29 protein-coding genes, 1 tRNA gene and 1 other RNA gene are annotated in these 24,396 nt (G+C 68.5%); 13 read left to right on the top strand and 18 right to left on the bottom strand.

Translation table 11 applies throughout. The features are described from left to right. Positions 1–25: 25 nt before the first annotated feature. On the bottom strand, positions 26–1,015 hold the full coding sequence (locus KHU32_RS12660) for a Bug family tripartite tricarboxylate transporter substrate binding protein (RefSeq protein ID WP_213670441.1): 990 nt from the start codon (positions 1,013–1,015) through the stop codon (positions 26–28). A 140-nt stretch (positions 1,016–1,155) separates the two neighbouring features. Here KHU32_RS12660 and fdhD point away from each other — a divergent pair, with 140 nt between their 5' ends. Then, positions 1,156–1,992, top strand: coding sequence for a formate dehydrogenase accessory sulfurtransferase FdhD (gene fdhD / locus KHU32_RS12655; RefSeq protein ID WP_249681003.1), 837 nt, complete (start codon positions 1,156–1,158; stop codon positions 1,990–1,992). Between the two features lie 10 nt (positions 1,993–2,002). Beyond that, positions 2,003–3,214, top strand: coding sequence for a molybdopterin molybdotransferase MoeA (locus KHU32_RS12650; RefSeq protein WP_213670440.1), 1,212 nt, complete (start codon positions 2,003–2,005; stop codon positions 3,212–3,214). 48 nt (positions 3,215–3,262) lie between these two features. Here KHU32_RS12650 and KHU32_RS12645 read toward each other — a convergent pair whose 3' ends face one another. After that, positions 3,263–4,843, bottom strand: coding sequence for an ABC transporter substrate-binding protein (locus KHU32_RS12645; RefSeq protein WP_408887848.1), 1,581 nt, complete (start codon positions 4,841–4,843; stop codon positions 3,263–3,265). Between the two features lie 202 nt (positions 4,844–5,045). Here KHU32_RS12645 and KHU32_RS12640 point away from each other — a divergent pair, with 202 nt between their 5' ends. Then, complete coding sequence (locus tag KHU32_RS12640) at positions 5,046–5,441, top strand: GtrA family protein (protein WP_213670438.1); 396 nt, start codon at positions 5,046–5,048, stop codon at positions 5,439–5,441. Between the two features lie 15 nt (positions 5,442–5,456). Here KHU32_RS12640 and KHU32_RS12635 read toward each other — a convergent pair whose 3' ends face one another. Then, positions 5,457–5,786 carry a PepSY domain-containing protein gene (locus tag KHU32_RS12635; RefSeq protein WP_213670437.1) on the bottom strand — a complete coding sequence of 110 codons (330 nt, stop codon included), beginning with the start codon at positions 5,784–5,786 and terminating at the stop codon, positions 5,457–5,459. A 356-nt stretch (positions 5,787–6,142) separates the two neighbouring features. On the opposite strand from KHU32_RS12635, the gene KHU32_RS12630 reads away from it, so the two are divergent. Then, complete coding sequence (locus KHU32_RS12630; RefSeq protein WP_213670436.1) at positions 6,143–6,454, top strand: PepSY domain-containing protein; 312 nt, start codon at positions 6,143–6,145, stop codon at positions 6,452–6,454. A gap of 119 nt (positions 6,455–6,573) precedes the next feature. Here the strand turns inward: KHU32_RS12630 and KHU32_RS12625 are convergent, their stop codons facing one another. Then, complete coding sequence (locus KHU32_RS12625; RefSeq protein ID WP_213670435.1) at positions 6,574–6,837, bottom strand: hypothetical protein; 264 nt, start codon at positions 6,835–6,837, stop codon at positions 6,574–6,576. Between the two features lie 419 nt (positions 6,838–7,256). Here KHU32_RS12625 and KHU32_RS12620 point away from each other — a divergent pair, with 419 nt between their 5' ends. Then, positions 7,257–7,952, top strand: a complete 696-nt coding sequence (locus KHU32_RS12620) for a hypothetical protein (RefSeq protein WP_213670434.1) — start codon at positions 7,257–7,259, stop codon at positions 7,950–7,952. A 450-nt stretch (positions 7,953–8,402) separates the two neighbouring features. Here the strand turns inward: KHU32_RS12620 and KHU32_RS12615 are convergent. The 5 genes from KHU32_RS12615 to KHU32_RS12595 form a co-directional block, all read right to left on the bottom strand. Next, positions 8,403–8,479 (bottom strand) — tRNA-Pro (locus KHU32_RS12615). Between the two features lie 294 nt (positions 8,480–8,773). Continuing rightward, entirely contained in the window at positions 8,774–9,661 is an 888-nt protein-coding gene (locus tag KHU32_RS12610; protein WP_213670433.1) for a PhzF family phenazine biosynthesis protein, read from the bottom strand. Next, positions 9,651–10,298, bottom strand: coding sequence for a thiamine phosphate synthase (gene thiE, locus KHU32_RS12605; protein ID WP_213670432.1), 648 nt, complete (start codon positions 10,296–10,298; stop codon positions 9,651–9,653). The genes KHU32_RS12610 and thiE overlap by 11 nt, the downstream gene beginning before the upstream one ends. A gap of 144 nt (positions 10,299–10,442) precedes the next feature. Beyond that, on the bottom strand, positions 10,443–11,363 hold the full coding sequence (locus tag KHU32_RS12600; protein WP_213670431.1) for a class I fructose-bisphosphate aldolase: 921 nt from the start codon (positions 11,361–11,363) through the stop codon (positions 10,443–10,445). 37 nt (positions 11,364–11,400) lie between these two features. Next, positions 11,401–11,832, bottom strand: coding sequence for a hypothetical protein (locus tag KHU32_RS12595; protein ID WP_213670430.1), 432 nt, complete (start codon positions 11,830–11,832; stop codon positions 11,401–11,403). 57 nt (positions 11,833–11,889) lie between these two features. Here KHU32_RS12595 and KHU32_RS12590 point away from each other — a divergent pair, with 57 nt between their 5' ends. The 5 genes from KHU32_RS12590 to KHU32_RS12575 all read left to right on the top strand — a co-directional run bounded on the left by KHU32_RS12590 (position 11,890) and on the right by KHU32_RS12575 (position 14,245). Beyond that, positions 11,890–12,210, top strand: a complete 321-nt coding sequence (locus KHU32_RS12590) for a hypothetical protein (protein ID WP_213670429.1) — start codon at positions 11,890–11,892, stop codon at positions 12,208–12,210. 16 nt (positions 12,211–12,226) lie between these two features. Then, entirely contained in the window at positions 12,227–12,589 is a 363-nt protein-coding gene (locus KHU32_RS12585) for a cell division protein ZapA (RefSeq protein ID WP_213670428.1), read from the top strand. A 51-nt stretch (positions 12,590–12,640) separates the two neighbouring features. After that, a non-coding RNA gene (ssrS, locus tag KHU32_RS23585) (6S RNA) lies at positions 12,641–12,797 on the top strand. Positions 12,798–12,881: 84 nt separating this feature from the next. Further along, positions 12,882–13,439 (top strand): 5-formyltetrahydrofolate cyclo-ligase, encoded by a 558-nt coding sequence (locus KHU32_RS12580; RefSeq protein ID WP_213670427.1) that lies wholly within the window; start codon positions 12,882–12,884, stop codon positions 13,437–13,439. Next, positions 13,436–14,245 (top strand): TIGR00282 family metallophosphoesterase, encoded by an 810-nt coding sequence (locus KHU32_RS12575; protein WP_213670426.1) that lies wholly within the window; start codon positions 13,436–13,438, stop codon positions 14,243–14,245. The genes KHU32_RS12580 and KHU32_RS12575 overlap by 4 nt, the downstream gene beginning before the upstream one ends. 24 nt (positions 14,246–14,269) lie before the next feature. Here KHU32_RS12575 and KHU32_RS12570 read toward each other — a convergent pair whose 3' ends face one another. Then, on the bottom strand, positions 14,270–15,055 hold the full coding sequence (locus KHU32_RS12570; protein WP_213670425.1) for a 2-keto-4-pentenoate hydratase: 786 nt from the start codon (positions 15,053–15,055) through the stop codon (positions 14,270–14,272). Positions 15,056–15,224: 169 nt separating this feature from the next. Beyond that, complete coding sequence (locus tag KHU32_RS12565; RefSeq protein WP_408887841.1) at positions 15,225–16,346, bottom strand: glycosyl hydrolase family 8; 1,122 nt, start codon at positions 16,344–16,346, stop codon at positions 15,225–15,227. A 567-nt stretch (positions 16,347–16,913) separates the two neighbouring features. Here KHU32_RS12565 and KHU32_RS12560 point away from each other — a divergent pair. Next, on the top strand, positions 16,914–17,699 hold the full coding sequence (locus KHU32_RS12560; RefSeq protein ID WP_213670423.1) for an HD domain-containing phosphohydrolase: 786 nt from the start codon (positions 16,914–16,916) through the stop codon (positions 17,697–17,699). After that, positions 17,696–18,628, top strand: a complete 933-nt coding sequence (locus tag KHU32_RS12555; RefSeq protein ID WP_213670422.1) for a sensor domain-containing diguanylate cyclase — start codon at positions 17,696–17,698, stop codon at positions 18,626–18,628. Before KHU32_RS12560 ends, KHU32_RS12555 begins: the two co-directional genes overlap by 4 nt. A 20-nt stretch (positions 18,629–18,648) precedes the next feature. Here KHU32_RS12555 and KHU32_RS12550 read toward each other — a convergent pair whose 3' ends face one another. The 3 genes from KHU32_RS12550 to KHU32_RS12540 form a co-directional block, all read right to left on the bottom strand. Beyond that, positions 18,649–19,506: an isocitrate lyase/PEP mutase family protein gene (locus tag KHU32_RS12550; protein ID WP_213670421.1), complete on the bottom strand. Its 858-nt coding sequence runs from the start codon at positions 19,504–19,506 to the stop codon at positions 18,649–18,651. 83 nt (positions 19,507–19,589) lie between these two features. Beyond that, positions 19,590–20,084: a hypothetical protein gene (locus tag KHU32_RS12545; protein ID WP_213670420.1), complete on the bottom strand. Its 495-nt coding sequence runs from the start codon at positions 20,082–20,084 to the stop codon at positions 19,590–19,592. Continuing rightward, complete coding sequence (locus KHU32_RS12540; RefSeq protein WP_213670419.1) at positions 20,081–20,608, bottom strand: hypothetical protein; 528 nt, start codon at positions 20,606–20,608, stop codon at positions 20,081–20,083. Before KHU32_RS12540 ends, KHU32_RS12545 begins: the two co-directional genes overlap by 4 nt. A 164-nt stretch (positions 20,609–20,772) precedes the next feature. Between KHU32_RS12540 and KHU32_RS12535 the strand changes: the two genes are divergently transcribed. Continuing rightward, on the top strand, positions 20,773–21,858 hold the full coding sequence (locus KHU32_RS12535; protein WP_213670418.1) for an alpha-hydroxy acid oxidase: 1,086 nt from the start codon (positions 20,773–20,775) through the stop codon (positions 21,856–21,858). Between the two features lie 38 nt (positions 21,859–21,896). Here the strand turns inward: KHU32_RS12535 and KHU32_RS12530 are convergent, their stop codons facing one another. From KHU32_RS12530 to KHU32_RS12515, 4 genes are all read right to left on the bottom strand, one after another. Then, the gene (locus KHU32_RS12530; RefSeq protein WP_249680999.1) at positions 21,897–22,451 is read right to left on the bottom strand and encodes an AAA family ATPase; all 555 of its coding nucleotides are present in this window, start codon (positions 22,449–22,451) and stop codon (positions 21,897–21,899) included. A 56-nt stretch (positions 22,452–22,507) separates the two neighbouring features. Next, positions 22,508–23,137 carry a class II aldolase/adducin family protein gene (locus KHU32_RS12525; RefSeq protein ID WP_249680997.1) on the bottom strand — a complete coding sequence of 210 codons (630 nt, stop codon included), beginning with the start codon at positions 23,135–23,137 and terminating at the stop codon, positions 22,508–22,510. Beyond that, positions 23,134–23,742, bottom strand: a complete 609-nt coding sequence (locus tag KHU32_RS12520; protein ID WP_213670417.1) for a glutathione S-transferase family protein — start codon at positions 23,740–23,742, stop codon at positions 23,134–23,136. Before KHU32_RS12520 ends, KHU32_RS12525 begins: the two co-directional genes overlap by 4 nt. Before the next feature lie 228 nt (positions 23,743–23,970). Continuing rightward, a complete protein-coding gene (locus KHU32_RS12515; RefSeq protein WP_213670416.1) occupies positions 23,971–24,354 on the bottom strand; it encodes a DoxX family protein in 384 nt (127 codons plus the stop codon). Positions 24,355–24,396 lie beyond the last annotated feature (42 nt).

Here is a 24,396-nt window from a genome sequence, read left to right as displayed (position 1 = left end):
GGCGGAACACCGCCGGCGCGGCGTCTTACTCGAGCCGGATGCCGGCTTCCTGGATGAAGCCGTTCCACCGCGCGCTCTGGCTGCGGAAGAAGTCCGCGAACTGCTCGGGCGTATTGGCCCGGGCCTGCAGGTCGAGGCCGCGCAGCCGCTCCGCCACGGCCGGCGTCGCCAGGGTTTCGTTCATCATCGCGTTGAGGCGCCTCACGATCGCGGGCGGCGTGCCGGCCGGCACGAAGAGTCCGTTCCACTCGTAGGTCTCGAAGCCCGGCAGCGTGTCCGACAGCGGCGGAAGATGCGGCAGCGAGGCCAGCTGCGTCGCGCCCGTGTGGCAGAGCGCCTTCAGCCGGCCTTCCTGAACGAAGGCGATCGCGGTGTCGGCATTGCCCCAATAGTACTGCACCTGGCCGGCCACGAGATCGTTGGTGGCGGGGCCGCCGCCCCGATAGGGGATGTGGTTCACCTGGATCCCGGCCCGGCGCGAGAAGAGCTCCAGCGCCAGGTGCTGCACGCCGCCGCTGCCCGCCGAGGCCCAGTTCTGCGCGCCCGGCCGGGCCTTGGCGTCGGCGATGACCTCGGCCACGGAATTGGCGCGGACCGCGGGGTTCATGAGCAGCAGCTGCGGCACGGTGATCGCCTGGAAGACAGGCACCAGATCCCGCGCCGGATCGAAGGTGATCTGCGGGAAGAGCACCGAGGTCGAGAGCGGCGTGGTGCCGTAGAGCACGGTGTAGCCGTCGGCCGGCTGGGTCGCGACATGGCCGCTGCCGATCATGCCCGTGGCGCCGGCGCGGTTGTCGATGACGAATTGCTGGCCCGTGCGCTGCGAGGTCTCGGCGAAGAGCAGCCGGGCGACGCTGTCGGCCGTGCCGCCAGGCGGCCAGGGCACGATGACGCGGACCGGGCGGGACGGCCATTCCGCGGCTTGGGCGGCGGGCACAATCCCGGCGGAGGCGAGGGCCATGCCCGCGGCGAGGACGCCACGGCGCGAGGCCTGGGGGAAGGATGTTTCGGTCACGGGCGCTTCCTTCGTTTTTGTTGCGCACACGATAACAGCCCTGTCGGCGCCGCGAAGACGCTGGCGCCCCGCGTGCGCCGCGCTTCCTCCCGCCGGCCGGCGATGCCAATCTCGCCCGCAGCATTGAGGAGAACCACGCATTGGCGAGCATCGGGCGGCAGGCCAAAGCCATCCCCACCTCCCGTGAGGTGACGGCCAGGCGCGTGCCGGCGACGGGCGGCCCGGTGCAGGAGGTCGCCCGCCTCGTCGCCATCGAGGCGCCGGTGGGCCTGGTCTATGGCTTCCAGCCCTATGCCGTGATGATGACGACCCCGGCCGATCTTGAAGACTTCGCCATCGGCTTCAGCCTTACCGAGGGGATCATTCGCAGCCCTGTCGATATCCGCGGCCTTTCCGTCGAGGAAGGGGCGGATGGGATGACCGTGACCATCGACCTGGTGCCCGACCGGCTGCACGCTCTGCTGGCCAATCGCCGGCTGCGCAACACCGTTGGCCGCACAGGCTGTGGTGTCTGTGGTGTGGAGGAGCTGGCGGCCCTGCCGCTGGCCGAGCGCCGGGGCGGCCAGGGGGAGGCGATCGCGCCCGAGGCGATCCATCGGGCGCTGGAGGCGCTCGCGGGCGGGCAGCCGCTCAATGCCGCGACGCGTGCTGTCCATGCCGCGGCCTGGGCCGGGTCGGACGGCGAGCTCCGCCTGTTGCGCGAGGATGTCGGCCGGCACAACGCGCTGGACAAGCTGATTGGCGCCCTGCTGCGGTCGGGGACCGATCCGGCCGAGGGCTTTATCGTGATCACCAGCCGGCTGTCCTTCGAGATGGTGGAAAAGGCGGCCGCCTTCGGCGCCGGCACGCTCGTTGCCATCTCGGCGCCCACCTCGCTCGCGCTCGATCGCGCGCGCCGTCATGGCATGACGCTGGTCGCCATTGCGCGCGAAGACGGTCACATGGTCTTCGTGGAACCGGAATCGCACCTCGCATGATGGCCGGCTGATGGTTCCCGATCCCCTCGCCATTCTGCGCGAGCCTCTGGCCCGCCTCTTCGCCATTCCCCGCGCCGTGACAGCAAGCGAGGAGGTGGTGCCGGAGGTCGCCATGGGCCGCGTCCTGGCCGTGCCGCTGGCCGCGTGGCATGACGTCCCGCCCTTCGACCAGTCGGCCATGGATGGCTATGCGCTCGGGCCGGCGGCCGATGCTGCCTGGCGCGTCACCGCGCGGCTCGAGGCCGGCGATGCGGCGCGCCTGCCGCTCGGTCCCGGCGAGGCCGCGCGGATCTTCACGGGAGCCCCCGTGCCGAGGGGAACCGAGCTCGTCGTCCAACAGGAGAAGGCGATCGTCGAGGGCACGGAGGTGCGCGTCGCCACGGCCTTGCGGCCCGGCCTGAACATCCGGCGAAGGGGCGAGGATGTGCGCCTCGGCGCCGCCCTGCTGCCGGCGGGCCAGCGCATGGATGCGCGGCATGTCGCGCTCGCCGTCGCGTCGGGGCACGATGCGGTGCGGGTCGTGCGGAAGCTGCGCGTGGCGCTGGCTTCCACGGGCTCCGAGCTGCGTCGGGCGGGCGCCGGTCTCGATGCGGGCCAAGTGCATGATTCCAACGGCCCCATGCTGCGCGCGATGTTGCGGGTGCCGGAGGTGGAGCTCGTCGAGCTCGGCATCCTGCCCGACGATCCGGTCCGCCTGCGGGACGCCCTGCAGCGCGCGGCGGCCGAGGCCGATCTGATCGTCACCTCCGGCGGCGTCTCCGTCGGCGAGGAGGATCACATGATGGGCGCCATCCTGGCGGCCGGCGGGACGATCGATGTCGTTCACCTGCCCATCCGGCCGGGCAAGCCGGTGAAGGCCGGGCGGCTCGGCGCCGCGGTGATCCTGGCGCTACCGGGCAATCCGCTGGCCGCCTATGTGAACTTCTGGCTGGTCGGCCGGCGGCTGCTGGATGTGCTGGCCGGCGCGCCGCCCCAGCCGCTGCGGCTGATGGCCGCGCGGGCCGGCTTCCGCGAGGAGCGCAAGGCGGGGAGGGTGGAATTCGCCCCCGCGCGCTTCACCGGCGCCGAGTTCGACGGCGTGCCGGCGGTGGAGCTGCTGGGCCGCGGCAGCTCGGCCCGGCTGGCGCCGCTGGCGGCAGCCGACGGGCTCTGCGTGATCGGGCCGGAGGTCACGCGCGTGGAGGAGGGCGATGCCCTGGGGATCCTGCCCTTTCCGGGCTGACCCTCGGGCAAGTGTGCGGAGACCATGGCCCCCGCACATGCCGCGCGATCAGGTACGGCGGATGTTGTGGAACTGCGGCGGCCCGCGCAGGACGCCCGTGATATTCGCGCGATAGGCCGTCGGCTGGAAATACTGGCCCATCGGCATGTAGGGCACCTGGTCGAAGGCGATGCGCTGCATCTCCCGCGTGGCCGCCTGTTCCGCATCGAGGTTGGGCGCGTCGAACCATTCGTCGCGCTTGGCTTCGAGGGCGGGGATGTCCGGCCAGCCGACCCAGGCCTCGGCGCCATTGCCGCGGATCGAGTTGTGGCCCGCCGGCGTCCAGTGATCGAAGGCCGACCAGAAGGTGCAGAAAGCCGACCAGCCACCTTGTTCCAACGGGTTCTTCGTGGCGCGGCGCTGCAGGACGGTGCCCCAGTCGGTCGCGGCATAATCCACGTTGAAGCCCATGCGCTGGAAGGTGTCGGCGACGACGAGGGTGCTGGAGTTGATGGAGGCCAGGTCCGTCGCATTCATCAGCACGAGCTTGGCGCCGATGGCGCCGGCCGCCTGCAACTCGCGCCGCGCCTGCTCGACCGATTTCTTGAGGCGATCCATCCCCACGTCGGAAGCCAGGGGCGAGGCCGGCGCGAAGAAGCCGACATTGTCCCGGATCAGTTCCGTGTTGCCGATCACGGGCGTCATGCAGTCGATCTGGTTGATCGCCGTGATGACGGCGCGGCGCACGGCCGGATTGTTGAAGGGCTCGGTCAGGTGATTGGGGCGGATGATGCCGATGAGGCCCAGCACGTCCGCGACCTCGACCTTGAGGTTCCGGTTGCGGTTCAGCTGCGGCAGGAAGTCGCCCGTCGGCTGCTCCCACCAATCGGTCTCGCCGGATTGCAGGGCGGCGGCGGCCGTCGCGACGTCGGAGATGATCTGCCATTCGACGCGCTCGAAATGCGCGACCTTGGGCCCCGAGGTCTGCTGCGTCGTGCCCTCGGTCCGCGGCACGTAGCCCGGCCACTTCTCGAAGACGGCCTTGCTGCCGGGATTCCATTCGTTGCGGATGAAGCGATAGGGCCCGCTGCCCACGAGGTCGGTGATCTGCTGGAAGGGATCGGTGCGCGCCACGCGCTCCGGCATCACGAAGAGGCAGGGCGTCGTGATCTTCGCGAAGGCGTCGATCATCTTCGGGAAGGGCTTGTTGAGCTGGATCTCGAAGGTGGTGTCCGTCGGCGCGCGCATCTCCACGGTCCGCGCCAGCATGGTCTGGCCGAAGGCGTCGCGTCGCGCCCAACGGCGGATCGAGGCGATGACGTCGCTTCCGCGCACCGGCTCATTGTCGTGGAAGCGCAGGTTGGGGCGCAGCGTGAACTTCCACAGCAGGCCATCATTCTCGACGCTGTGGCCCTGCACCATCTGCGGCTGCGGCTTGAAGTCGTTGTCCAGCCCGTAGAGCTGGTCATAGACCAGATAGCCGTAGTTCCGGACGATGAGCGCCGAGGACCAGAAGGGGTCGATCGTCGAGAGATTGGCATGGGGGATATGGCGCACGACGCGCGCATTGGCCGGTTGCGCGAGGGATGGCCCGGCCAGCCCGGCAACACTGAGCGCGCCTGCGCCCGCGAGGACGTGACGTCTTTGGATCATTTCGCGAAGTCTCCCGAGCTTTATGGGCGAATCCTAGCAGGGGATCGGTTCGCGTCTCCATCGAATACTTGAGCGGCCGACGACGCTCCGGCGAAGGAAGCCCCGCCGCGTGGTGGCCATCTTTCCCGGCTTTCATCGACCTCGTATCAGACCCATCCGGCCGTTCTCGGACGGACACCGAGGAGTGGCAGGCTTGTCCATGCAAAAGACGATCGCGCAGTTCCTTCGTTTCGGCGTGGTCGGGGTGGCGGGCTTCCTGGTGGATGCCGGGGTTCTGACTGTGATGCTCTGGGCGGGCCTCGGCCCCTATGCGGGGCGCGTCGTGTCCTACCTGGCGGCCGCGAGCACGACCTTCGCGCTCAATCGCGCCTGGACCTTCCGGACGGCCGCGCGGGACGCGCCGGTCACGGCCCAGTGGGGGCGATTCGTGATGCTGAACCTGGTGGGTTTCGCCGCGAATTACGGAACCTATGCGGCGCTTATCGCCGGCACGGAGATCGTGGCCACCCATCCCGTGCTGGGCGTGGCGGCGGGCTCTTTCGCGGGGATGTTCATCAATTTCGGCCTGTCGCGGCGCTACGTCTTCAAGACGTAGGTCGCAGGGCGGCGGTCAGCGCCCTCGGCGCAGCTGCACCGGGCCTTTCGCGCGCAGCAAGGCGCCGGTAGCGGCGTCGAGCTCCACCTCGAAGACATGCCCATTGGGCGGCAGGATCTTGATCTCATATTGCCAGCGTCCGTCCGAGCGCTCGAGCTCGACTTCGATGACGCGCCCGAGATAGCGCTGCTCAACCTCGGTCATCAGTTCCGAGAGCGGGCGGATCTGGCCGGCTTCAAGCGCGGCTCGGGCGGAGGCATGACCGCCACGTGCCTGTCCGGGCCCGGGGGCCAACATGACGGCAACGCAGCCAAGGATCACGAGCGGCGTGAAGCGGTGCAGCATGATGCATCCAACTTGCACAAGGCGGGATCGTCAAGGCAACGCAGACTGGGTAACGACCGGCGCGATGTCATGCGCGGCCAGGATGCCAGTCTACCGGCGGCGAGCGAAAGTGAAGGGAAACACGGCAAGGGCCAGCATGAATACAATAAGAGTGGTAGAAGAAAGCTGAGCGAACATTTTCGTCTCCATGTCGGTATGATTTGTCTTTTGCAGACGTTTCCGCCTGCCATGCCGACTTATCTACGGAGATCACTCTGAACATATGCTGAGCGAATGGTTCAGGATTGGTTCATCGACTGCTTCGCATGGTCCGGACGCGCGGAAGGTCCCGCGCGATCGACGGGAGAGATTCAAGAATGCTTCTTCGCGCCGCCCCTCTGATGCTTCTGATCGGCCTCGCGGCGCTTCAGCCCCAACCCGCGATCGCCAGCTCGTCGGAGCGCGAGGAATTGCGTCTGGCGGTGGAGCGGGGGCAGGTGCGCCCCATGTCCCAGTTTCTGGGCGAGGTGGAGCGCCGGCATAACGGCCGCGTGATCGAAGCGGAGCTGGACAGGCATCGTGGCCGGATTGTCTGGGAGGTGAAGATCCTCCCGGCCCAGGGCCGGACCTTCAAGGTGCGCCTGGATGCCGCGACGGGCGTGGAAATTCCGCGCGATTCACGCGATTAGGGAAGGCACACCGGGCCGCCGTCAATACGCGGCGGTTCGGAATGGGGTGCCCGGCCGGGAAAACCCGGGCCGGGCGTTTTGTCGTGGCCAGACGGAATCCCGCCGGCCGCGATAGTGATTTACCGGCCGGCGCGCGCGCGGGCGATCAGGCGGTCATAGGTCGTGCAGGTGGCGTCGGAGACGGGCGTCGTGATCAGCGTCTGCATCTCGGTGCTGATGGTCTGCGCCAGCGCCGGATTCTGGGTCATCAGCGGGCCCATGAGGTTCATGAGCTCCATCATCTTGGCCTCGGCCTGCGCATCGCTGCAGGCGGCCATGGCGGAGGCGGAGAAGGCTACGCCGACGGCAAGCGTCATGATGCGCAGCGCGGGAAGGATCGTCATGGGATGATATCCGGAGGGATGCGGGCGGATCTGAGGAATTCCCAGTACTGACCTGCGGCAGCGCTCCTATCGCGGAACACGGTAGGTCGACAGTGTTCAGCTAAGAAAATTATGTGAATTACTTCGATAACTTTCGAAGTCATGTCCCTTCCTTAAAATCGTGAAGAAGAGGGGCTTAGAAGGGCGCAGGAACCTCCGAGGGGACTTCCCTTGGGGGGCTAGCGGCATAGGCGACGGCGGCCTGTGGGAGCAGCATATCGGCCGGCCCGTGAACGACGTGCGGAAAAACCGACCGAGTCCGATGAGTGCCCCGCCATCGATTCCCGCACGACGTCGCGCAATCTGGGCCCGAATCGCTCTGTTCCCGAAGCACCGTCAGCCTTGCCGGGGGCGCCGGCGGCAGCCCCACGTCCGAATGCATGAAAACCGACGCTTTTGCCTTGCGTCGGCTTGATCCTGGTCGGATCATTTCCGGCACAAAGCAATCGCACATAGGGGGACCGCGGGTGGCAGGCTACCACGAAGTGAATGCGCCCCCGAATGCGGGGAGTTGGGCCAGCCTTTGCTGGCATAACAGCGGCAAATACGCATGGCTTGAACTGGTTGGACATAAAGCACGGTATGCGCCCGGTGGGGGAGACGGCGCGAAGATTGCGATACTTGGTGCCGTCCCTGAAGGGGACGGGAAGTTTCAGACGGGCAGATGGGCCGCAATTACTGGACAGCAGGTTCGCAGTCTGGGGCGAGACGCGAGCCGTGTACATTTTGGCGTTGTCGCCGATGAAAAATTCTATCTCGGGGCTTTAAGTCAATGGGAGTGGTTTACTCCAGAGAGAGCAATAAAATATGCTGGAGGCGCCAGTAATTTATCAAGAGTGTCCAGTTTAAATTTTGCTCTTGGGGCGCTTAAAAGCGGATTTACCCAGCAATTTTATCCCAGGCGCCTGCCTTTGGTTCATACCGGAATTCAACATTCGGATATTTCTGTCAATACTCTGATTAATTATCTTGCGGCGCAGGTTAATAATTTATACCCGGGGGCCGATTCGGCGATGTTCAGCAATCTTCCACGGCCGTATGTGGTTTGGGGATCCGGTATTCAGCCTCCTGGATAGGCTGTGACCGCTCCCTTGTTCTTGCCCGCTGCTCACGCATAGACCGAGGCGCAAGTGCTTCAAGCCGTCTTTCGATCTGAGCGCGGATTTCCGGAGCAGTTTTTTCGTAGCGCACGAATCCAAAAGGGTGAGGGAGGAGCTGGTTGCGGACCTCCCTGGTCATCTCCCTGGCGGCCGAACGGGATTGCCGATTTGCGCGACCACCGCTCGCGGTGCGGTGAGCAGAACAGCCCATTCGCGGTGATGGCTGGGTCGGCGTCCGATCCGTAGCGCTCAATCCGCATCTGAATGGGATCGTTATGACTCGACCTTCGCAGCGAGCCTGCGTCCACCAATTCGGAATATCGTGGAGGAAAGGAATGATGCCTGGAGGATGGAAAGATCAGGGTGCGCATTCGGCAATCCTGCCAATCACGCATTTTCTTTCACCAGACTAACCATCTGAAAAGATGGTCGGAGTGAGAGGATTCGAACCTCCGGCCCCTGCGTCCCGAACACAGTGCTCTACCAGGCTGAGCTACACTCCGGTGTGGGCGGGTTATTAGCGAGATGCAGACACCTCGGCAAGCCGGGGGGAGAAAGATTGCTGTTATGCGAAAGTGAATCGCTGCTTTGACGTGCTCGTTTCGGCCTTGATGGTGCTGCGAGGCGTCGCGAACGCGGCGTGAAGAGATCGGCAACGTCTACCCGCGTGGTCCGTGTGTGATGCGCTTGCGCCTGCATTCCACGATGCTCGGCCGAGTCAGGCGCCGCATCGGGCCTCGCCAAGAAGGCGGGCGCGTCGAAGTCGAGCAGGATGCCCTGCAGGCCGGGGTAGGCCCCTACAGCGTGATATGCCCGCGGGAGACGGCGACGACCCCGCCACCGACTCGCACGCGGATGGCGCCGTCCGCATCGCGCCGGGCAGCGAGGTGAAGCTGGCTGGGCCGGCCCATCTCGATTCCCTGCTCTACCTCGAGCAGCAGCGAGCTGCCGCCCGCCAGATGCAGCAGCAGGCCCGCCAGGGCGACATTGGCCGCCCCAGTGGCCGGGTCCTCAAGGATGCCCGCCAGCGGCGCGAACATGCGGGCCCGCCGCCGCCCGATGCCGAGCGGCGTGTGCAGCAGCAGCCCGACCGGCGGAAGGGGCAGCGTCGGCCAGTACCGGGCCATGGCGGCCACGTCCTGCAGGGCGGCCGCGAGGTGGTCCGCATCCTCGACCTCGGCGATGGCGAAGGGCGCGCCGCAGCCGGCCAGCAGTGGCGGATGCCCGTTCACATGGATCGCATCATCGGGAAGGGCGGCGCAGGCGGCGATGGCGGAGCGGTCCAGCGCCGGGCCGATCGCCAGCGGCAGGGGCGCCTCGATCTCGGCGGCTACGGGAGTGCCTGAGCGGTCGCGGGTCAGATGGGCAGTGACGAGGCCGGCAGCCTCCTGCAGCACCAGGGTCTCCCGGGGATGGCCCAGTCGGCGCGCCAGCATCACCGCGGCGCCGACGCTGGGATGGCCCGCGAAGGGCAGCTCGATCGCGGGGGTAAAGATGCGCAACCGGATATCCGCGTCCCCGGCCTCTGCCGGCAGGACGAAGACGGTCTCGGGCAGGCTCAGCTCGCGCGCGATGGCCTGCATGGCCTCCGTCTCCAGCGCCTCGGCGCCGTAGACGAGGCCGAGCGGATTGCCGGCGTAGCGGCGATCCGTGAAGACGTCGGCCGTCTCGAATTCAACTTCCACGATCGAGCCCGGCCAGGGCTTCCGCGATCGCCGCATTCATCGTGCGCACGCCGGCGCCCGGGCCCTCGGCATGGTTCCACACCGCGCCCACCACCGCGAGGAAGTCGGTGCCGGCGCGCACGAGCGGGCCGCAATTTACCGGCGTGATGCCGCCGATCGCGACCGAGGGCACCTCCATCATCTCGCTCCACCACTCCAGGATCTCCGGATCCGCCTTGTGCAGCGTCTCTTTGGTGGAGGTGGGGAAGAAGGCGCCGAAGGCGACGTAGTCGGCCTCCAGCTCGCCGGCCTCCATCGCGAGGTGGCGCGAGGCATGGCAGGTGATGCCGAGGATCTTGCCCTGGAGCAGCTTGCGCGCGCCCGCATGGTCGCCGTCAGTCTGGCCGAGATGCGCGCCGTCGCAGCCCAGCGCATGGGCCAGCCTGGCGCTGTCGTTGAGGATGAAGGCCACGTCGCGCGCCTGGGCGATGGGCATCAGCGTCTCGACGGCGCGCTTGATCTCATCCTCCGCGGCGTCCTTCAGCCGCAGCTGCAGGCAGGCCACGTCGCCGGCGTCGAGCGCCTGCGCCAGGAGATCGGGGAAGCCGGCCGGCAGAACCGGGGGCGTGATGAGGTAGAGGCGGCAGCGATCGTCCATCTCCCTTCATCGCGCGGGGCGGCGATTTTGGGAAGCTGAAACGGCGGGGCCGGAACGAAGCGATCGCGAGCTTTTTACCGGGGCCACCAACGAAAATGGCCCGGAGCCGAAGCCCCGGGCCATGCGGCCTTCCGGTCGGAAGGATCAGCCCGCCGTCTTGTAGACGTCGATGATGTCGGAGAGCAGCTTCAGCGCCTCGGCCTTGGGGCGCTGGAAGGCGTTGCGGCCGACGATGGAGCCGTTGCCGCCGCCGGCATGGATGGCCTTCACCTCGTCGAGCAGCGCGTCCGCGCCCTTCGCCTCGCCGCCCGAGAAGACCACCAGGCGCCGGCCGTTGAAGCAGGCCTTCACGATATGGGCGATGCGCGCGGCCGGGTCCTTCACCTCAACCGGATACGAGGCGTAGGTCTTCTTCGCGGCGTCGAGGAAGATGGCATCGGTCGGCGGCTTCACCTTGATGATGTGCGCGCCCGTCAGCGCCGCGATATGCGCGGCATAGGCCGCGATATCGAGGGCCGTCTCGCCGACCTTGTCCAGCATCGGGCCGCGCGGATAGGACCAGACGACGACGGCGAGGCCGACCGACTTCGCCTCCTCGGCGAGCTGGCGCAGCTCCTCGATCATCTCGAACTGGTATTCGCTGCCCGGATAGATCGTGAAGCCGATGGCCGAGCAGCCGAGGCGCAGCGCGTCGGACACCGAGGCCGTCACGGCCTGGTCCTTCGTCGTGGACAGGCTGTTGGACGAGTTCATCTTCAGGATGGTCGGGATGCAGCCCGCGAAGGTCGCCGCGCCGGCCTCGATCGGGCCCAGCGGCGCGGCATAGGCGTTCAGCCCCGCATCGATGGCGAGCTGGAAGTGATAGTGCGGGTCATAGGCGTCGGGGTTCGGCGCGAAGCTGCGGGCCGGGCCGTGCTCGAAGCCCTGGTCGACGGGCAGGATGACCATGCGGCCGGTGCCGGCCAGCCGGCCGGTCATCAGGATGCGGGCGAGGTTGGTTTTCGTGCCGGGATTGTCGCTCTCGTACCAGGAGAGGATTTCCTTCACCTTATTGGTCAGCTGCATGTGGCGCTCCCCTTCGATGACCGATGTTACCTGAGAGTTAGGCCAGATCCGCCCCCTCCGGAAGGCCCAGCCATCGGGCGAGGTACCGGCGGCCCTGGGGCTTGCGCAGGTCGACCCGGCCGAGATCGAGGGCAGGGGGAGGGGCTTCGAGCAGCCGCGCGCCCATCTCCGTGGCGAGGCGCTGGAGACGCCCGAAGGCCGCCACCTCCGGCGAAAGGACGACCGCCGGGAAGCCTTCCCTCAAGGCCGCGAGGGCATGGCCCGGCGCTTCCGCGGCGTCCAGGATTCCGAGGGAAAAGGCGCCGTGGGCCTCCAGGATCGCGCGGAATCCCGCAAGGCCGAGATACCCCGCCGCGCCAGGGGCGGAGAGGAGCGCCACGGGCCGCCCGGCGGCCAGGGCCAGCACGGTGCCCACCTCTTCCGCGCCATGCACGATCACGGCGCGCGGTTGACCCTGGCAGTCCTGCATGCCAACGCTTTCCCACGCGCCGCGCCGATCCGTCCAGCGCGCCGCTTGGAGTTGGATGTGAACTCAATCGACATCACACTTCTGGCCGCTGAGCGGCTGGAAGCCGCGCTGGATCGACTCGCGGAGGCCCTCGAGGCTCGCTTTGCCGCCGAGGAGGAAGCCGCGCTGAAGCGTATGGAGCAGGACGCCGTCCGGCTGCTGGTGGACCAGGAGGCGGCCCGGCTTCTGGCGGGGATGCCCGATGGCCAGCTGGCGGATGCCGCCGGCTCCGCCGACATGGTGCCCCGCGCCGAGGTGGATCGTCTGGCCGCCCGGCTGGACGAAGCACTGGCGCGGCTGCGCGGGCTGCTCGGCGAGGACGCCAGCGGCGATACTTGAGGCAAGGAGGGTTCCGATGGGCCAGGTCAACGTACGCGTGAATGGCTACAACCACACCATCGGCTGCAAGGATGGCGAGGAAGGGCATGTCTCCGACCTCGTCGCGCAGATCGAGGAGAAGGTGCGCATCATCCGTTCCATGGGTGGGCAGTTCTCCGAAGCGCGAATGCTGCTGCATGTGGCGCTGCTCTTTGCCGATGAGGCGGCGGACCTGCGGATCGACCTCGCGCGGCTGCGCAGCCACGGCGCGGGCCCGGCCGCGGCGCCCCTGCCTGTCGAGCCGGCGGAGCCTGCCGAGCCCGATCCGCGCCTTGCGGAACGGCTGACCCGCATCGCCGAGCGGATCGAGAACATCACTGGCGCCATCGAGAAGAACTGAACGCGCCTCTCGTTGCTTGTACTGGAAGCCGTCCCGCCCTACTTGAGAGGGGCGAGGCTGCCCGGTGCGTCCGGCAAGACATCCCCAGGGCCAATACGCATCTCCCGGGAACTGGCGCTGGCTGGATCTTGGTCCAGCTACCTGGTGCCCACCTGCTTATGGCAGGCCTTGGGAGGATGCATGTGCCAACGGCCAGGGTGGCTTCGCACTTCCCTTCCTTCTTCTGGATGACCGCTTCTTCCGCGGGGCCGGCTCGCCAGCCCGGCGCGTTCCGGCGTATCAACCGGCCCTGATGACGCGCTCCATTCCCCTCATCGATCGCAAGGCCCAGCTCCGTGCCGCGGCGCTGGCCGCGCGCGTGGCGCTTCCCGGTGCCGGCGAGGCGCTGCGCGACGTGATCCTCCGCGAGGCCCCGCCGCCGCCCGGCACCCGCATCGGCGGCTTCTGGCCGATGGGCGAGGAGATCGACACGCGCCCCCTGCTGGAGGCGCTGCATGCCCGCGGGCATGTGATCGCGCTGCCCGTCACCCCGCCACGCGGACAGCCGCTGTTCTTCCGCCCCTGGGCGCCGGGGATGGCGATGGCATCCGGCGTCTTCGGCACGCAGCATCCGGCGGCGGGCGCGGGCGTCGTTCCGGACTGGCTCATCGTTCCGCTGCTGGCCTTCGACCGGCGCTGCGCCCGGCTCGGCTATGGCGGCGGCTATTACGACCGGACGCTGGCCCTTTTCCCCCAGGCCGTCGCGATCGGCGTCGCCTATGCCGCCCAGGAGATTCCCGAGGTGCCCCTCGAACCGCACGACGTGCTGCTGAACGCCGTCGCCACTGAACGTGAGCTGATCCGCCCGTGAGAATCCTTTTTCTCGGCGACATCGTGGGCCGGTCTGGCCGCGACGCCTTCGTGGAGCGCGTGCCTGGCCTCCGCCGCGACCTCGCCCTCGATCTCGTCGTGGTGAACGGCGAGAACGCCAGCCATGGCTTCGGCCTTTCCCCTGACATGGCGCGGGCCTTCCTGGCCGCGGGCGCCGATGTGATCACCCTCGGCAACCATGCCTGGGACCGTCGGGAGATCGTCCCCTATCTGGAGGAGGAACGGCGGGTGATCCGGCCGATCAACTTCCCTCCGGGGACGCCGGGGTTCGGCGCCGTGGTGGTCGATGTGCCCGGCAACCGGCGCGCGCTGGTGGTGAACGCCATGGGCCGGCTCTTCATGGACCCGCTGGACGATCCCTTCCGCGCTATCCAGGCGGAGCTCGCCAAGCATCCGCTCGGCCGCAGCGTGCAGGCGACGATCCTCGACGTGCATTGCGAGGCGACCAGCGAGAAGCAGGCCTTCGGGCACTCCTTCGACGGCATGGCGAGCCTCGTCATCGGCACGCATACCCATGTGCCGACGGCGGACCATCAGATCCTGCCCGGCGGCACCGCCTATCAGACCGATGCCGGCATGTGCGGCGACTTCGACAGCGTGATCGGCATGCAGAAGGGCGGCGCTGCGCTGCGCTTCTGGCGCAAGATGCCGGGCGAACGGCTGGCCCCGGCCGAGGGCGAGGCCACGCTCTGCGGCCTCTTCGTGGAGACGGACGACGCGACCGGCCTCGCCACGCGGGTGGCGCCGCTGCGCCAGGGCGGCCGCCTCAGCCAGACCATGCCCTGATCGCGGCGAGAGGACGCCTGAACCTCAGGCGAAGCGGATGCGGATCTCGCCGAACTCGCCGTAATCGGCGACATGCTCCTCGCCCGCCCGGGCCTTGATCATCCCGGTGCAGGTGCCGGTGCTGACCACCTCGCCGGCCCGGAGGCCGATGCCGGTGCGCGACAGCTCGTTCGCCAGCCAGGTGAGCGGTTCGACCGGGTGGCCCACGGCCTCGCGTGCCGTCCCGCGCCGGCGTTCCACGCCGTTCACCCGCAGCACGACGGGCTGGTCCGGAATGTTCTGCCGCGCCCAATCCTCGATCGGCGCGCCCATGACGAGCGTGCCCGAGCCGGTGCCATCCGCCAGGATCGCCTCCAGGGGCGGAAAGGCGGCATCCGCGACGAAGCGGCATTCGGCGACCTCGACGCCAGGTGAGATGGAGGCGACGGCCTCCCGCACCTCGGCCTCCGTGTAAGGGCGAGCGCGTGGCGGCAGGTCCGCGCCGAGGCGGACCATGTATTCGCATTCGGGGAGTGGATGCAGGAGCGGCGCGGCCTCCATCATGGCGGGCGACGAGGTGAGGAAGGGCGCGTAGACGCGGCCGTAGATCGGCGAGGACGCGCGCAGCGCGCGCTGCATCTCGGGTCGCGTGGCCGCGATCTTCCATCCCAGGCGCGTCCAACCCAGCTCTGCCTCTACGCGGGCTGCGATCCGATAGGCGGTATCGGGATCGGAGGGGACGAGCGCGGCGTCGAGGCCGCTTTGCTGGCGCCGCTCCCGGCGCAGCCGCGCCAGAAGATCGACCAGGGCCTGCGAGGAATCCAGGGTCATGTGTCCTCCATTTCTTTGGCACCTGTCTCCGATCCCGAGACGGGATGGTCAACGGCGGGGGAGGTGACTGGCGGGAATTCGAGGCGTGCCGCGAAGGCTCCGCAATCCGGGCCGTCGCTACCGACGGCCGCCATTACGCAAGAAATGTCGAGTGTTTGTCGACCGGCGCTCAGCGTGCCGCCACGACCAGGCCGCCTTGGGTATCGGCGGCGGCGACGCGGCTGAGCAGGCGCAGCACGCTCGCGTAATAGGCGTCGGGCCTCACGGCGGCTTCCGGGGCGCGGGTCGGGCGGCGTTGCCCGCAGCCGACCGCCGCGAGATGGGCGATGGCGGCGATGCCGGGATCGGCCGCGTAGGGCGCGACCACGCCGGTGCGCAGGTCTGTCCAGGCGGGCATCTGCCGGAAGGTGGTGCTGTGCCAGAAGCTGGCGGCGGCCTCCACCATGGGTTCCGAGCCGAAGCCGCCCCAGACCAGATAAAGCGGCACGCGGCAGGCGTCGTAGGAGAAACGGCCCGGGCGGCTGGGCGCCATGGCGGGCTGCCCGGAGCCGTCGCGGGACAGCACCACCCAATCGGCGACGAGCTGGTGGCGGCCATAGCGCGCGACGCGCGAAAGGTAGAGGCCCGTCGCCTCGAGCTGGCCCCAAAGCGGCGAGGGCACGACCGACCGCAGCGCCTGGAAGGCCGGGTAGATGTAGTAGCTCGGGTTGTTGATGAGGGTACCGTGATCGAGGAAGCCTTCGCTGCCCGGAAGCAGGTACTGCCGGTCGCCGACCTGGACGACCATGCGCGCCAGGATGTCCCGGGCGGTGGCCACGGCCATGGCGCGGAAGACGGGCTGCCCCCAGCGATCGGCCGCCTCGGCCAGGGCCCAGGCGATCATGAGGTCGCCATCGGTTGCGGTGTTGCGGTCGCCAGGGCGGCCACCGGGCTCTCCGGGGCGGAAGCACCAGGCGTAGAGGCTGTCGGCGGGGCGGGAGAGATTGCCGCGGGTCCAGGCGAGAAGGCGGTCGAAGGTCTCGCGGTCGTCGAAACGGACGGCGAGGAGCATCGCGAAGCCCTGGCCCTCCGAATGGGAGATGTCGCCATTCATATTGTCGATGACGCGGCCTTCGCGGCTCATGAAGCGGATCTTGAAGTGATCCCACTCAATGCGGCTCGCGCGGTGGTTGGCGGCGGAGGCGGGCGACGCAACCAGAGGTAGCATTCCTGCCGCTGCAAAAGCAGTGGAAAGCACGGCACGGCGAGAGGCCGTCGCCTCCGTCCTCTGCTCGATGTCGTGCCTTACCATGGTTGCAATCCCGGCCATCTCTACACGCAGGAGTTACATTCCAGCGCTGGGAGGGGCCACGGCAGAAGAATGGTGAGTTGTAGAGCGCCCAACGATGCAACTTCAGGTTGTGATACGATTGTGGTGCTGAAGCAAGAAAATGCGAGTCTTGAATCCTCGCGCGCCCAGATCGACCCAGTGACGGCGATGAAATGGTGGGGTGGTTACACTCCGACATAATTGTTGCGCTGGGCCCGCATTCCACCTGCGGCATCGCTCACGGAACACGCACTGGCGTTGCTTCGCGCCCGTAGGCTTTGACGCACAGGGGCCAAATTCCGTTTGTGAGCAAGCGCTTCGCTTCGGCTATCACAGTGGATGATCCGCTCCGCAGCGGTTTGGCGTCCCGCCGCGTCATGGTCCCTCGGCCTTCGGCCGAGGCATCACGGGACAGGGCATGGCACAGGGGCCGATCCCTGGCGGCTCGATCCCTCGCACGACACTAATGCACGTCTCACCGCAACAGTTGCGACGTTTCACGCTCTAGTTTCCTATTTGGATAAGGAAACGCTAGAAGCGAGACTTGTGATGCCATTTCCTGCCCCAACGCGAGACGCCCATCCCGGCGGGGAGGCGGCGTTATCCTGGCTCTCCGAGGGCTTCGGCGCCTTCGGCGGCCTGCAGGTGGATGGCTTTGGCGAGCGCGTGAGCCTGGCCCTGGAAGCCCGGACGCGAAGCCTGCTCGACCGGCTCCACCATCACCATGCGGATAGCGCGATTCATTCTTTCCGCGTGGCGGAAATCACCATGGGCATGTGGCGCCTCGCGCCCGACATCCTCGGCAGTGCGGAGACCGCGCTGCTCGGCAGCCTGCTGCATGACGTGGGCAAGATTTTCGTGCCGCGCTCCATCCTCTCCTCCCGTCGTCTGCTGACCGAGCGGGAGCGGGACATCGTTTCCAGCCACTCCACGCTCGGCGCGGAGCTGCTGCAGGAGATGGGCTTTCCGGCCCCCATCGTGGCCATCGCGGCCGGTCATCACGAACGCTGGGCGGGCGATGGCTACCCGACGGGCCGGCCGGCCTGTGACCAGCTGCCGATCGTGCGCGCCGTCGCCGTCGCCGATGCCTTCGACGCCATGACCGACGTGCGCCGCGCCTATCGTGCGCCGCTGAACTGGAGCGAGGCCCTTCAGGAAACCGCCGCCTGCGCCGGCACGCATTTCGAACCGCTCGCGGCGCAGATACTGGCGGAAAGCCTGGAGCGGGACGGCCGCGGCCAATTCCACCGCGATCAGATCCATGCCTGGCCCGATCTGCCGGGGCATGCGCTCAGGGCTCCCCATCTCGATTTGCAACTGCTGAATTTGCCATGACAGACCGTCCCATCGCCGATGGAACACTGCGGCGCCGCGCTTCCTCCCGGCGAGGCCTTGCGCCCGATTTCCGTGCGATCGTGGACAGTCTGCAGCATACGGTGGTGGTGACGGATGCGGTGCTCGACCCGCCAGGCCCGACCATCCTCTACGTAAACCCCGCTTTCACGCGGATGACCGGCTATACGCCCGACGAAGTGATCGGCCGCAGCCCACGCCTGCTGCAGGGACCCGGCACGGACCAGATCACGATCAGATCCATCGGCGCCGCGCTGCGACGGGGCGAGGGCGGTATCTGGAAGCTGATGAACCAGGGCAGGGATGGCGCGCCCTATTGGGTCGAGCTCCGGATCGCGCCGCTCCGCGGGGCGGAGGGAAGGGTCGACCAGTTCGTCGCCTTCCAGCGACCGAGCCATCCCGACATGGAGTGGGCGGATGTGGCGGGGGCCGACACCGGTCGCGACGCGCTGACCGGCCTTCCCGACCGGCGGACCCTCCTGGCTGAGGTCCAGCGGCATCTGCAGGGCAGGGGCGCGGGGCAGTTGTGCTTCGCCTATCTCAGCATCGACCATTTCGCCGCGCTGACGGCGGCCGAGACATCGATGGGCGACGCCGTGCTGCTCGGCTTCGCCGACATCCTTTCGGCCAATCTCCGGCGCAGCGACGGGCTCGGGCGGCTCGGCGGCGAGGAGTTCGGCATCAGCATGCCGGGGATCCGGCCGGCGGAGGCACAGGCGCTGGCCGAACGCCTGCGCCGTTCCATCGAGGCCCAGCCCATCGCCACGCCGGCAGGCCCGCTGGCGACGGTCTGCAGCATCGGCCTGAGCATGGGCCGGCCCGGCGAAACCCTCGCCGAGCTGGTGGAGCGCGCGGATTCCGCGCTCGAGGCCGCGCGGCGGGCGGGCGGCAACCGCGTCGTCAGCGGGTAGGCCGTCCGCCCGATCGGCACCTAGCCGAGGAAGTCCTTCATCGTCTGCGAATAGGGTGCCTCGCGCGTCCAGCGGGCCATGGCGCCCTTTTCCGGCAGGCCGGTCAGCGCGCTGGGAGAAGTGCCCTCGCGCAGTGCCTTCAGCGTCGCATGAATGGCCTGCGCCGCCGCCTGGCTGGGCGCGTGGCCTTGCAGCGCGACGCGGACGCCGCGGCTCGCCAGATAGTCGCGATCGGCGATCTCCGGCGAGAGCGTTCCCAGGATGAGCGGCAGGCGCACGGCCTCAGCCGCCGCATCGAGCTCGTCACGCGTGGTGACGCCGGTCAGGAAGATCCCGTCCGTTCCGGTGTCATTATAGGCGCGGATGCGGGCGAGGCAGTCGTCCTTGGAGGTCGTGTTCATCGCCCCGGTCCGCGCGAAGATGCAGAGTGACTTGTCGACCCGCGCCGCGGCCGCCGCGCGCATCTTGCCCACGCCCTCCTCGATCGGGATCAGCCGCGGCTTGGGCGCGCCATAGGGGCGCGGCAGTTCGGTGTCCTCGATGGACATGCCGGCGATGCCCGCGACCTCGAGCTCCTCCACGGTGCGCTGGACGTTGAGCGCATTGCCGTAGCCATGGTCGGCATCCACCAGCACCGGCAGCGATCCCGCGCGGGTGATGCGCCGCGCCTGATCGGCGAACTCCGTGAGGGTGATCAGGATGTGGTCGGGCGCGCCCAGGATCGCGAGCGATGCGGTGGAACCTGCGAACATGCCGAGCTCGAAACCCAGCTCCTCGGCGATGCGGGCCGAGAGCGGATCGTGCACGGAGGCGGGGTGGAGGCAGGCCTTGCCTTCCAGGACGGCGCGGGCGCGCAGGCGGCGTTCGGTGACGGTCATGATACGGAGTTCCCCCTCAGGTCGGGCGCAGTTTCGCCCGCAACGCGCGAGGAGGCGAGGGGGCCTGGCCCCGGGGCGATGCGCTATTGCAGCGCGCCCCAGCGCTCGACCGCCGGTTCTGCGCTCGCCCAGCGCCACTGCTCGCCCTGGCGGCAGATCTGCGCCGCGAACCAGTCCAGCGCCTCGCCATCGACGACGGAGAAGACGATCTCCCGGCAGGGCGCCAGCGGGTTGTCGATGGTGCGAACCACATGCACCACGCCGCGCTCGTTGCCGTAGGGGATTGTGTGGTCCGTCGCCCAATCGGCCCGGCCGCCCACCGGCAGCGGGCCGGCGGCCGCGGCGATGAGCTCCTGCGTCGTGCGCTGGCGCGAGCGGCCGTAATACTTCACCGCATAGTCAGTGGCGGCCGTGACGCCGAGGCCGACGGCGATGCCCACCGCCGGATTGGCCGTGCCGGCGCCGGTGATCATGGCCGCGCCCGCGCCCACGAGCTGCGGTGCCGCCCGCACCGCGTCGCAGCCCACGAGCAGGCCGGCCATCAGCCCGAGCGCCAGGAGGCGGCGCGCCGGCCTCACTGCAGCGCGCCCCAGCGCTCGGTCGCGGGCTCGGCGCTGGCCCAGCGCCAGCGCGTCGCGTCGCGGCAGATCATCGCCGTGTAGAAGCTGCGGCGCGGCGCATTGTCCTCGACCTTGTCGACGGAGAAGACGATCTCGCGGCAGGAGAAGGCGTCATTGCCGATCACCCGCGTCACCACCACCTCGCCCTGCTCATTGGGCTCGATGGGGACGCTGTGCCGCACGCTCCAGCTCGCGACCCGGCCGGGCGGGAGGTCGCCCGCCGCCGTGGCCACCGCGTTCTGCGCGTTCCGATGCACGCGCCGCTGGGCATATTGCAGACCCGCCCGGGCGCCGGCCGAGACGCCGAGGCCGATGCCCGTTGCCACCGTCGCATTATCCGTCACCGCGGAGGCGATTCCCGCGCCGGCAGCACCGGCCGCCACCTCGGTGCCCGCCCCGAGGAGCGAGCCGCAGCCGGCCAGGAGCGGCGCGACGATGGCCAGAGCAAGCCATCTTGCAGGGCGCGATCCGGCATCATTCATGCGGCGTAATCCTCTCCAGCGTGCCGGACTCCGAATCCGGGAGCGACGATTCTAGCCCGCATGGCTGTTTTTCGCAGGTCCGGCCTTCGGTGTTTCAGGGGCGGGCCGTGTTCCCGGTTGCGGCGAAACGTCCTAGCTTTTCCTGATCGCTTGGGAGAAACGCGATGGTGAGTGACAACGAGGGCCGTTTCCTGTGCCTGCATGAGTTCGTGAAGGCCGCCAAGAACAAGCTCAACCCGAATATCTGGGACTATCTGGTCGGCGCCACCGAGACGGAGACGACGCTCCGCCGCAACCGCATGGCGATCGATACCGTGGCGCTTCGCCCGCGCGTCCTGAACGACGTCTCCAAGGTCGATGCCAGCGTGGACTTCTTCGGCCACCGCATCCGGCTGCCGGTCTTCTGCGCGCCGGTCGGCTCGCTCGAGAGCTTCGAGGCCGGTGGCGGCGCGACCGTGGCCAAGGGCGCTGGCGCCTTCGGCGTGCCCTATATGCTGTCGAGCGTGAGCCAGCCGGGCCTCGAGGCCTGCGCCGAAGCCGCTTCCGGCCCCAAGATCTTCCAGCTCTACGTCCGCGGCGGCGACGAGTGGGTGGACGAGATCGCCGAGCGCGCCATCGCCGCCGGCTACGACGCCTTCTGCCTGACCGTCGATACGGCGCATTACAGCCGCCGCGAGCGCGACATCGCCAAGCGCTTCGTGAAGACCTGGCGTGCCGCGAATACCGGCATGGACCATCAGGCGGCGCTGTCCTGGCGCGAGGTGAAGCGCTTCAAGGACAAGTATAAGATTCCGCTGATCCTGAAGGGCATCGGCACCGGCGAGGACGCGGCTATCGCCTGCGACCATGGCGTGGACGTCGTCTATTGCTCCAACCACGGCGGCCGGCAGCTCGATGGCGGGCGTGGCTCGCTCGAGATCCTGCCCGAGATCGTCGAGGCCGTGGCGGGCCGCGCGAAGATCATGGTCGATGGCAGCTTCACGCGCGGCACGGATATCGTGAAGGCCATCGCGCTGGGCGCCGACTGGGTCGGCCTCGGCCGCCTCTACCTCTACGCCCTGGCGGCGGACGGGGCCTCGGGCATCCGCACGCTCTTCGAGATCCTGGAGGACGAGACGATCAAGGCGCTCGGCCTCACGGGCGTGAACAGCTTCGCCCAGCTCAACCGCAGCCATGTGCATATCGGCGCCCCGCCGGTGATCCTGCCGCACGTGCACAGCGCCTTCCCGCTGCTCGCCGAAGGCTACTGAGAGCTACCCCTGGCGGCGTCCCCGATCGGGACGCCGCCTTACGGTCCCCCGATCCGGTCGAGCACGAAAGCCACGCGCTCCGTGACCGGGGCTAAGGGCAGATGGACCAGTTCGTAGCCGAGGCCGACATAGGTCGCAGCGAGAGCCTCGAAGGTTGCCTGCGCCTCGGCGAAATCCTGCTTCCGCTCGGCATCCTGGGCGAAGATCGCGCGCCACGGCGGCGCGATGAACACCTGCCGGCGATAGCGAAAGACCTCGGCAGCGCGGCGGACAGGTGCCGGTACTTCGAGCCCGCAGAGCGTGAGATAGCCGGCCACGTCCGGCACGCCGCGATCGAGGATGACGGTACCGGGGCCGGCCAGGGCCTCGTAATGGGAGCGCATCTCCCAGCCCAGCATCAGCTCCGCGAAGGCCGCGCGATCAGCCCAGGGCAGGGCGTTGCCGCCGATGGCCAGCTGGTCGCGGATGATGGCCCGCCCGGCCTCCGGCATCGTGCGAAGGCCCGAGGCGGCCAGCGCCTCGATGAGCGTGGTCTTGCCCGAGCCGGGACCGCCGGTGACGACGATCAGCCGGTCGGTCGGGGGGATGTCCATGGAAGCTCCCTCCAGGATCTCGTTTGCCGGAACAGAGGGGGTGGCGATGGGCCGGCTCAGGAAATCCGGCCATAGCCTCCGAACTGCGCCGTGACGGCGACCATCTCCTCCGGCGTCAGCAGCACCGGCTCCAGCCCCGCCTGCAGCAGGTCCAGATATTCCGAGGCGAGGTTCTCGACCTCCCGCGCCAGCGTCTCCGCCCCGGCGAGGCCGGAGCCGATCGCGACGACGCCGTGATTGGCCAGCAGGCAGGCACGGCGGCCGCGGATGGCGATGGCGGCGGCTTCCGCCAGCTCCTGCGTACCGAAGGTCGCGTAGCCGGAGCAGGGGATGTCGTCGCCGCCGGCGAGCGCGATCATGTAGTGGAAGGGCGGCAGGCCGCGCCGCGCGCAGGAAAGCGCCGTCGCCCGCGGGCTGTGCGTATGGACCAGGGCCTTCGCCTCGGGCCGCGCGGCGTAGATCGCCGCATGCAGCCGCCATTCGGAGGAAGGGCGGCGATGGCCGTGGAGCACGGTGCCGTCCAGCGCCACCTCCACGAGATCCTCTTCCGTCAGCACGGCATAGGGCAGGGTGGAGGGCGTGATGAGGAAGCCGCCCTCCGTCCGCACGGAGACGTTGCCCGACTTGCTCGGCATGAAGCCCAGCGCGTCCAGGCGCCGGGCGCAGTCGATGAGGGCCTGGTTCAAGCGGCGTCCCGCAGCTTGCGGGCCACCAGCGCGGCCGGACGCCCGAAGCAGCGGTCGAGCCAGGCCTTCACGCGGGTATGGCCGCCGAAGTCGAACTTGTTGCCCCAGGCGCCGTAGAGCACCGAGGCCAGGTTGCAGTCGGCGATCGTGAAGTCGTCGCCGAGGATGTACGGGCGCGTGAGCTGGCCCTCCAGCACGTCCAGGCGGGCGGCAACACCGGCCGCGCCTGCCGCCGCCTGGCCCGTGTCGCGCTCCGAAGCGGGGCGGATATAGGCGTTGAAGGCCCATTGGCCGGCCGCGGGCTCGACCTCCGTCGCGGCCCAGAGGGTCCATTGCAGCGCGCGGCTGTAATCGTCCCCGACGGGGCAGAGCGGCGCGCCGACCTTGGCCGCGATATGCAGATTGATGGCCAGGCTTTCGAAGAGGACGAGATCGCCATCCTCCATGGCCGGCACCTTGCCGTTGGGATTCACCTTCAGGAAGGTGTCGGACCTCACCGGCGCTCCCAGGCCGATGGGAACGATCTCATAGGGGATGCCGGCTTCCTCGGCCGCCCAGATGCAGCGGAAGTTGCGGCTCTTCGGCGTGCCGTGGAGCTTCAGCAAGGGCGTTTCTCCGTCCTTTTGCCTGCGCACCGGCCCCAGTGGCCGGCCCGCCGGGGCGTAGCGCAGGCTAGGACATTTTCAGCGGGGGGGGGATATGCCCGGCGGGCTGTTCAGCTGCGCCGATGCGATGGGAAACCGCCATGAGCGGCAGGGCGCGGCGTTCCGGCAAGTCGGCGGCGGCCGGAAGATCCGGCCGCGTGCCTTGTCAGTGCGATACCTGCGCCGGTGTCAGCGGCGCCGTCCGTCCAGGCTCCAGACGCCCGGGCCGGCGAAGACGAGGTAGAAGAAGAAGAAGCAGAACAGGATCGCCGCATCGCCGCCATTCAGCGTCGGGAAGAGGTTCCGCGGCGCATGGGCGATGAAATAGGCGAAGGCCATCAGGCCGGAGGCCAGGAAGGCCGCAGGCCGCGTGAAAAGGCCGACCATGATCAGCGCACCGCAGACGATCTCGATCGTGCCGGCGGCCCCGATCATCGAGAAGAGCTCAGGCGCGTTGGGCGCGGCGCGGGTAGGAAAACTGAAGAACTTCTGCGTGCCGTGGAGAAGGAACAGCAGGCCGGCCACCGCCCGTGTCAGGCTGAGAACGCGGGGAGCCCAGGCGTCGAGATTCATGGCGTGTCCTTTGGGTGTCGAACACGCCTGCATACCGTCGCA

The sequence above is a fragment of the Roseococcus pinisoli genome (assembly GCF_018413645.1).
In the GTDB taxonomy this organism is placed as follows: domain Bacteria; phylum Pseudomonadota; class Alphaproteobacteria; order Acetobacterales; family Acetobacteraceae; genus Roseococcus; species Roseococcus pinisoli.
Note: the sequence above shows the minus strand (reverse complement) of the source record. Positions and strands in the feature narration are given on the sequence as shown.

Excerpts from the sequence above, each read along its gene's own strand:
- KHU32_RS12515 (WP_213670416.1), bottom strand. The coding sequence starts at position 24,354 with ATGAATCTCGACGCCTGGGCTCCCCGCGTTCTCAGCCTGACACGGGCG.
- KHU32_RS12550 (WP_213670421.1), bottom strand. The coding sequence starts at position 19,506 with ATGACCGTCACCGAACGCCGCCTGCGCGCCCGCGCCGTCCTGGAAGGC.
- KHU32_RS12620 (WP_213670434.1), top strand. The coding sequence starts at position 7,257 with ATGAAAACCGACGCTTTTGCCTTGCGTCGGCTTGATCCTGGTCGGATC.
- KHU32_RS12555 (WP_213670422.1), top strand. The coding sequence starts at position 17,696 with ATGACAGACCGTCCCATCGCCGATGGAACACTGCGGCGCCGCGCTTCC.
- KHU32_RS12565 (WP_408887841.1), bottom strand. The coding sequence starts at position 16,346 with ATGGTAAGGCACGACATCGAGCAGAGGACGGAGGCGACGGCCTCTCGC.
- thiE (WP_213670432.1), bottom strand. The coding sequence starts at position 10,298 with ATGGACGATCGCTGCCGCCTCTACCTCATCACGCCCCCGGTTCTGCCG.
- KHU32_RS12540 (WP_213670419.1), bottom strand. The coding sequence starts at position 20,608 with ATGAATGATGCCGGATCGCGCCCTGCAAGATGGCTTGCTCTGGCCATC.
- KHU32_RS12570 (WP_213670425.1), bottom strand. The coding sequence starts at position 15,055 with ATGACCCTGGATTCCTCGCAGGCCCTGGTCGATCTTCTGGCGCGGCTG.
- KHU32_RS12585 (WP_213670428.1), top strand. The coding sequence starts at position 12,227 with ATGGGCCAGGTCAACGTACGCGTGAATGGCTACAACCACACCATCGGC.
- KHU32_RS12530 (WP_249680999.1), bottom strand. The coding sequence starts at position 22,451 with ATGGACATCCCCCCGACCGACCGGCTGATCGTCGTCACCGGCGGTCCC.
- KHU32_RS12640 (WP_213670438.1), top strand. The coding sequence starts at position 5,046 with ATGCAAAAGACGATCGCGCAGTTCCTTCGTTTCGGCGTGGTCGGGGTG.
- KHU32_RS12635 (WP_213670437.1), bottom strand. The coding sequence starts at position 5,786 with ATGCTGCACCGCTTCACGCCGCTCGTGATCCTTGGCTGCGTTGCCGTC.
- KHU32_RS12560 (WP_213670423.1), top strand. The coding sequence starts at position 16,914 with ATGCCATTTCCTGCCCCAACGCGAGACGCCCATCCCGGCGGGGAGGCG.
- KHU32_RS12600 (WP_213670431.1), bottom strand. The coding sequence starts at position 11,363 with ATGCAGCTGACCAATAAGGTGAAGGAAATCCTCTCCTGGTACGAGAGC.
- KHU32_RS12535 (WP_213670418.1), top strand. The coding sequence starts at position 20,773 with ATGGTGAGTGACAACGAGGGCCGTTTCCTGTGCCTGCATGAGTTCGTG.
- KHU32_RS12580 (WP_213670427.1), top strand. The coding sequence starts at position 12,882 with ATGACGCGCTCCATTCCCCTCATCGATCGCAAGGCCCAGCTCCGTGCC.
- KHU32_RS12650 (WP_213670440.1), top strand. The coding sequence starts at position 2,003 with ATGGTTCCCGATCCCCTCGCCATTCTGCGCGAGCCTCTGGCCCGCCTC.
- KHU32_RS12625 (WP_213670435.1), bottom strand. The coding sequence starts at position 6,837 with ATGACGATCCTTCCCGCGCTGCGCATCATGACGCTTGCCGTCGGCGTA.
- KHU32_RS12630 (WP_213670436.1), top strand. The coding sequence starts at position 6,143 with ATGCTTCTTCGCGCCGCCCCTCTGATGCTTCTGATCGGCCTCGCGGCG.
- KHU32_RS12595 (WP_213670430.1), bottom strand. The coding sequence starts at position 11,832 with ATGCAGGACTGCCAGGGTCAACCGCGCGCCGTGATCGTGCATGGCGCG.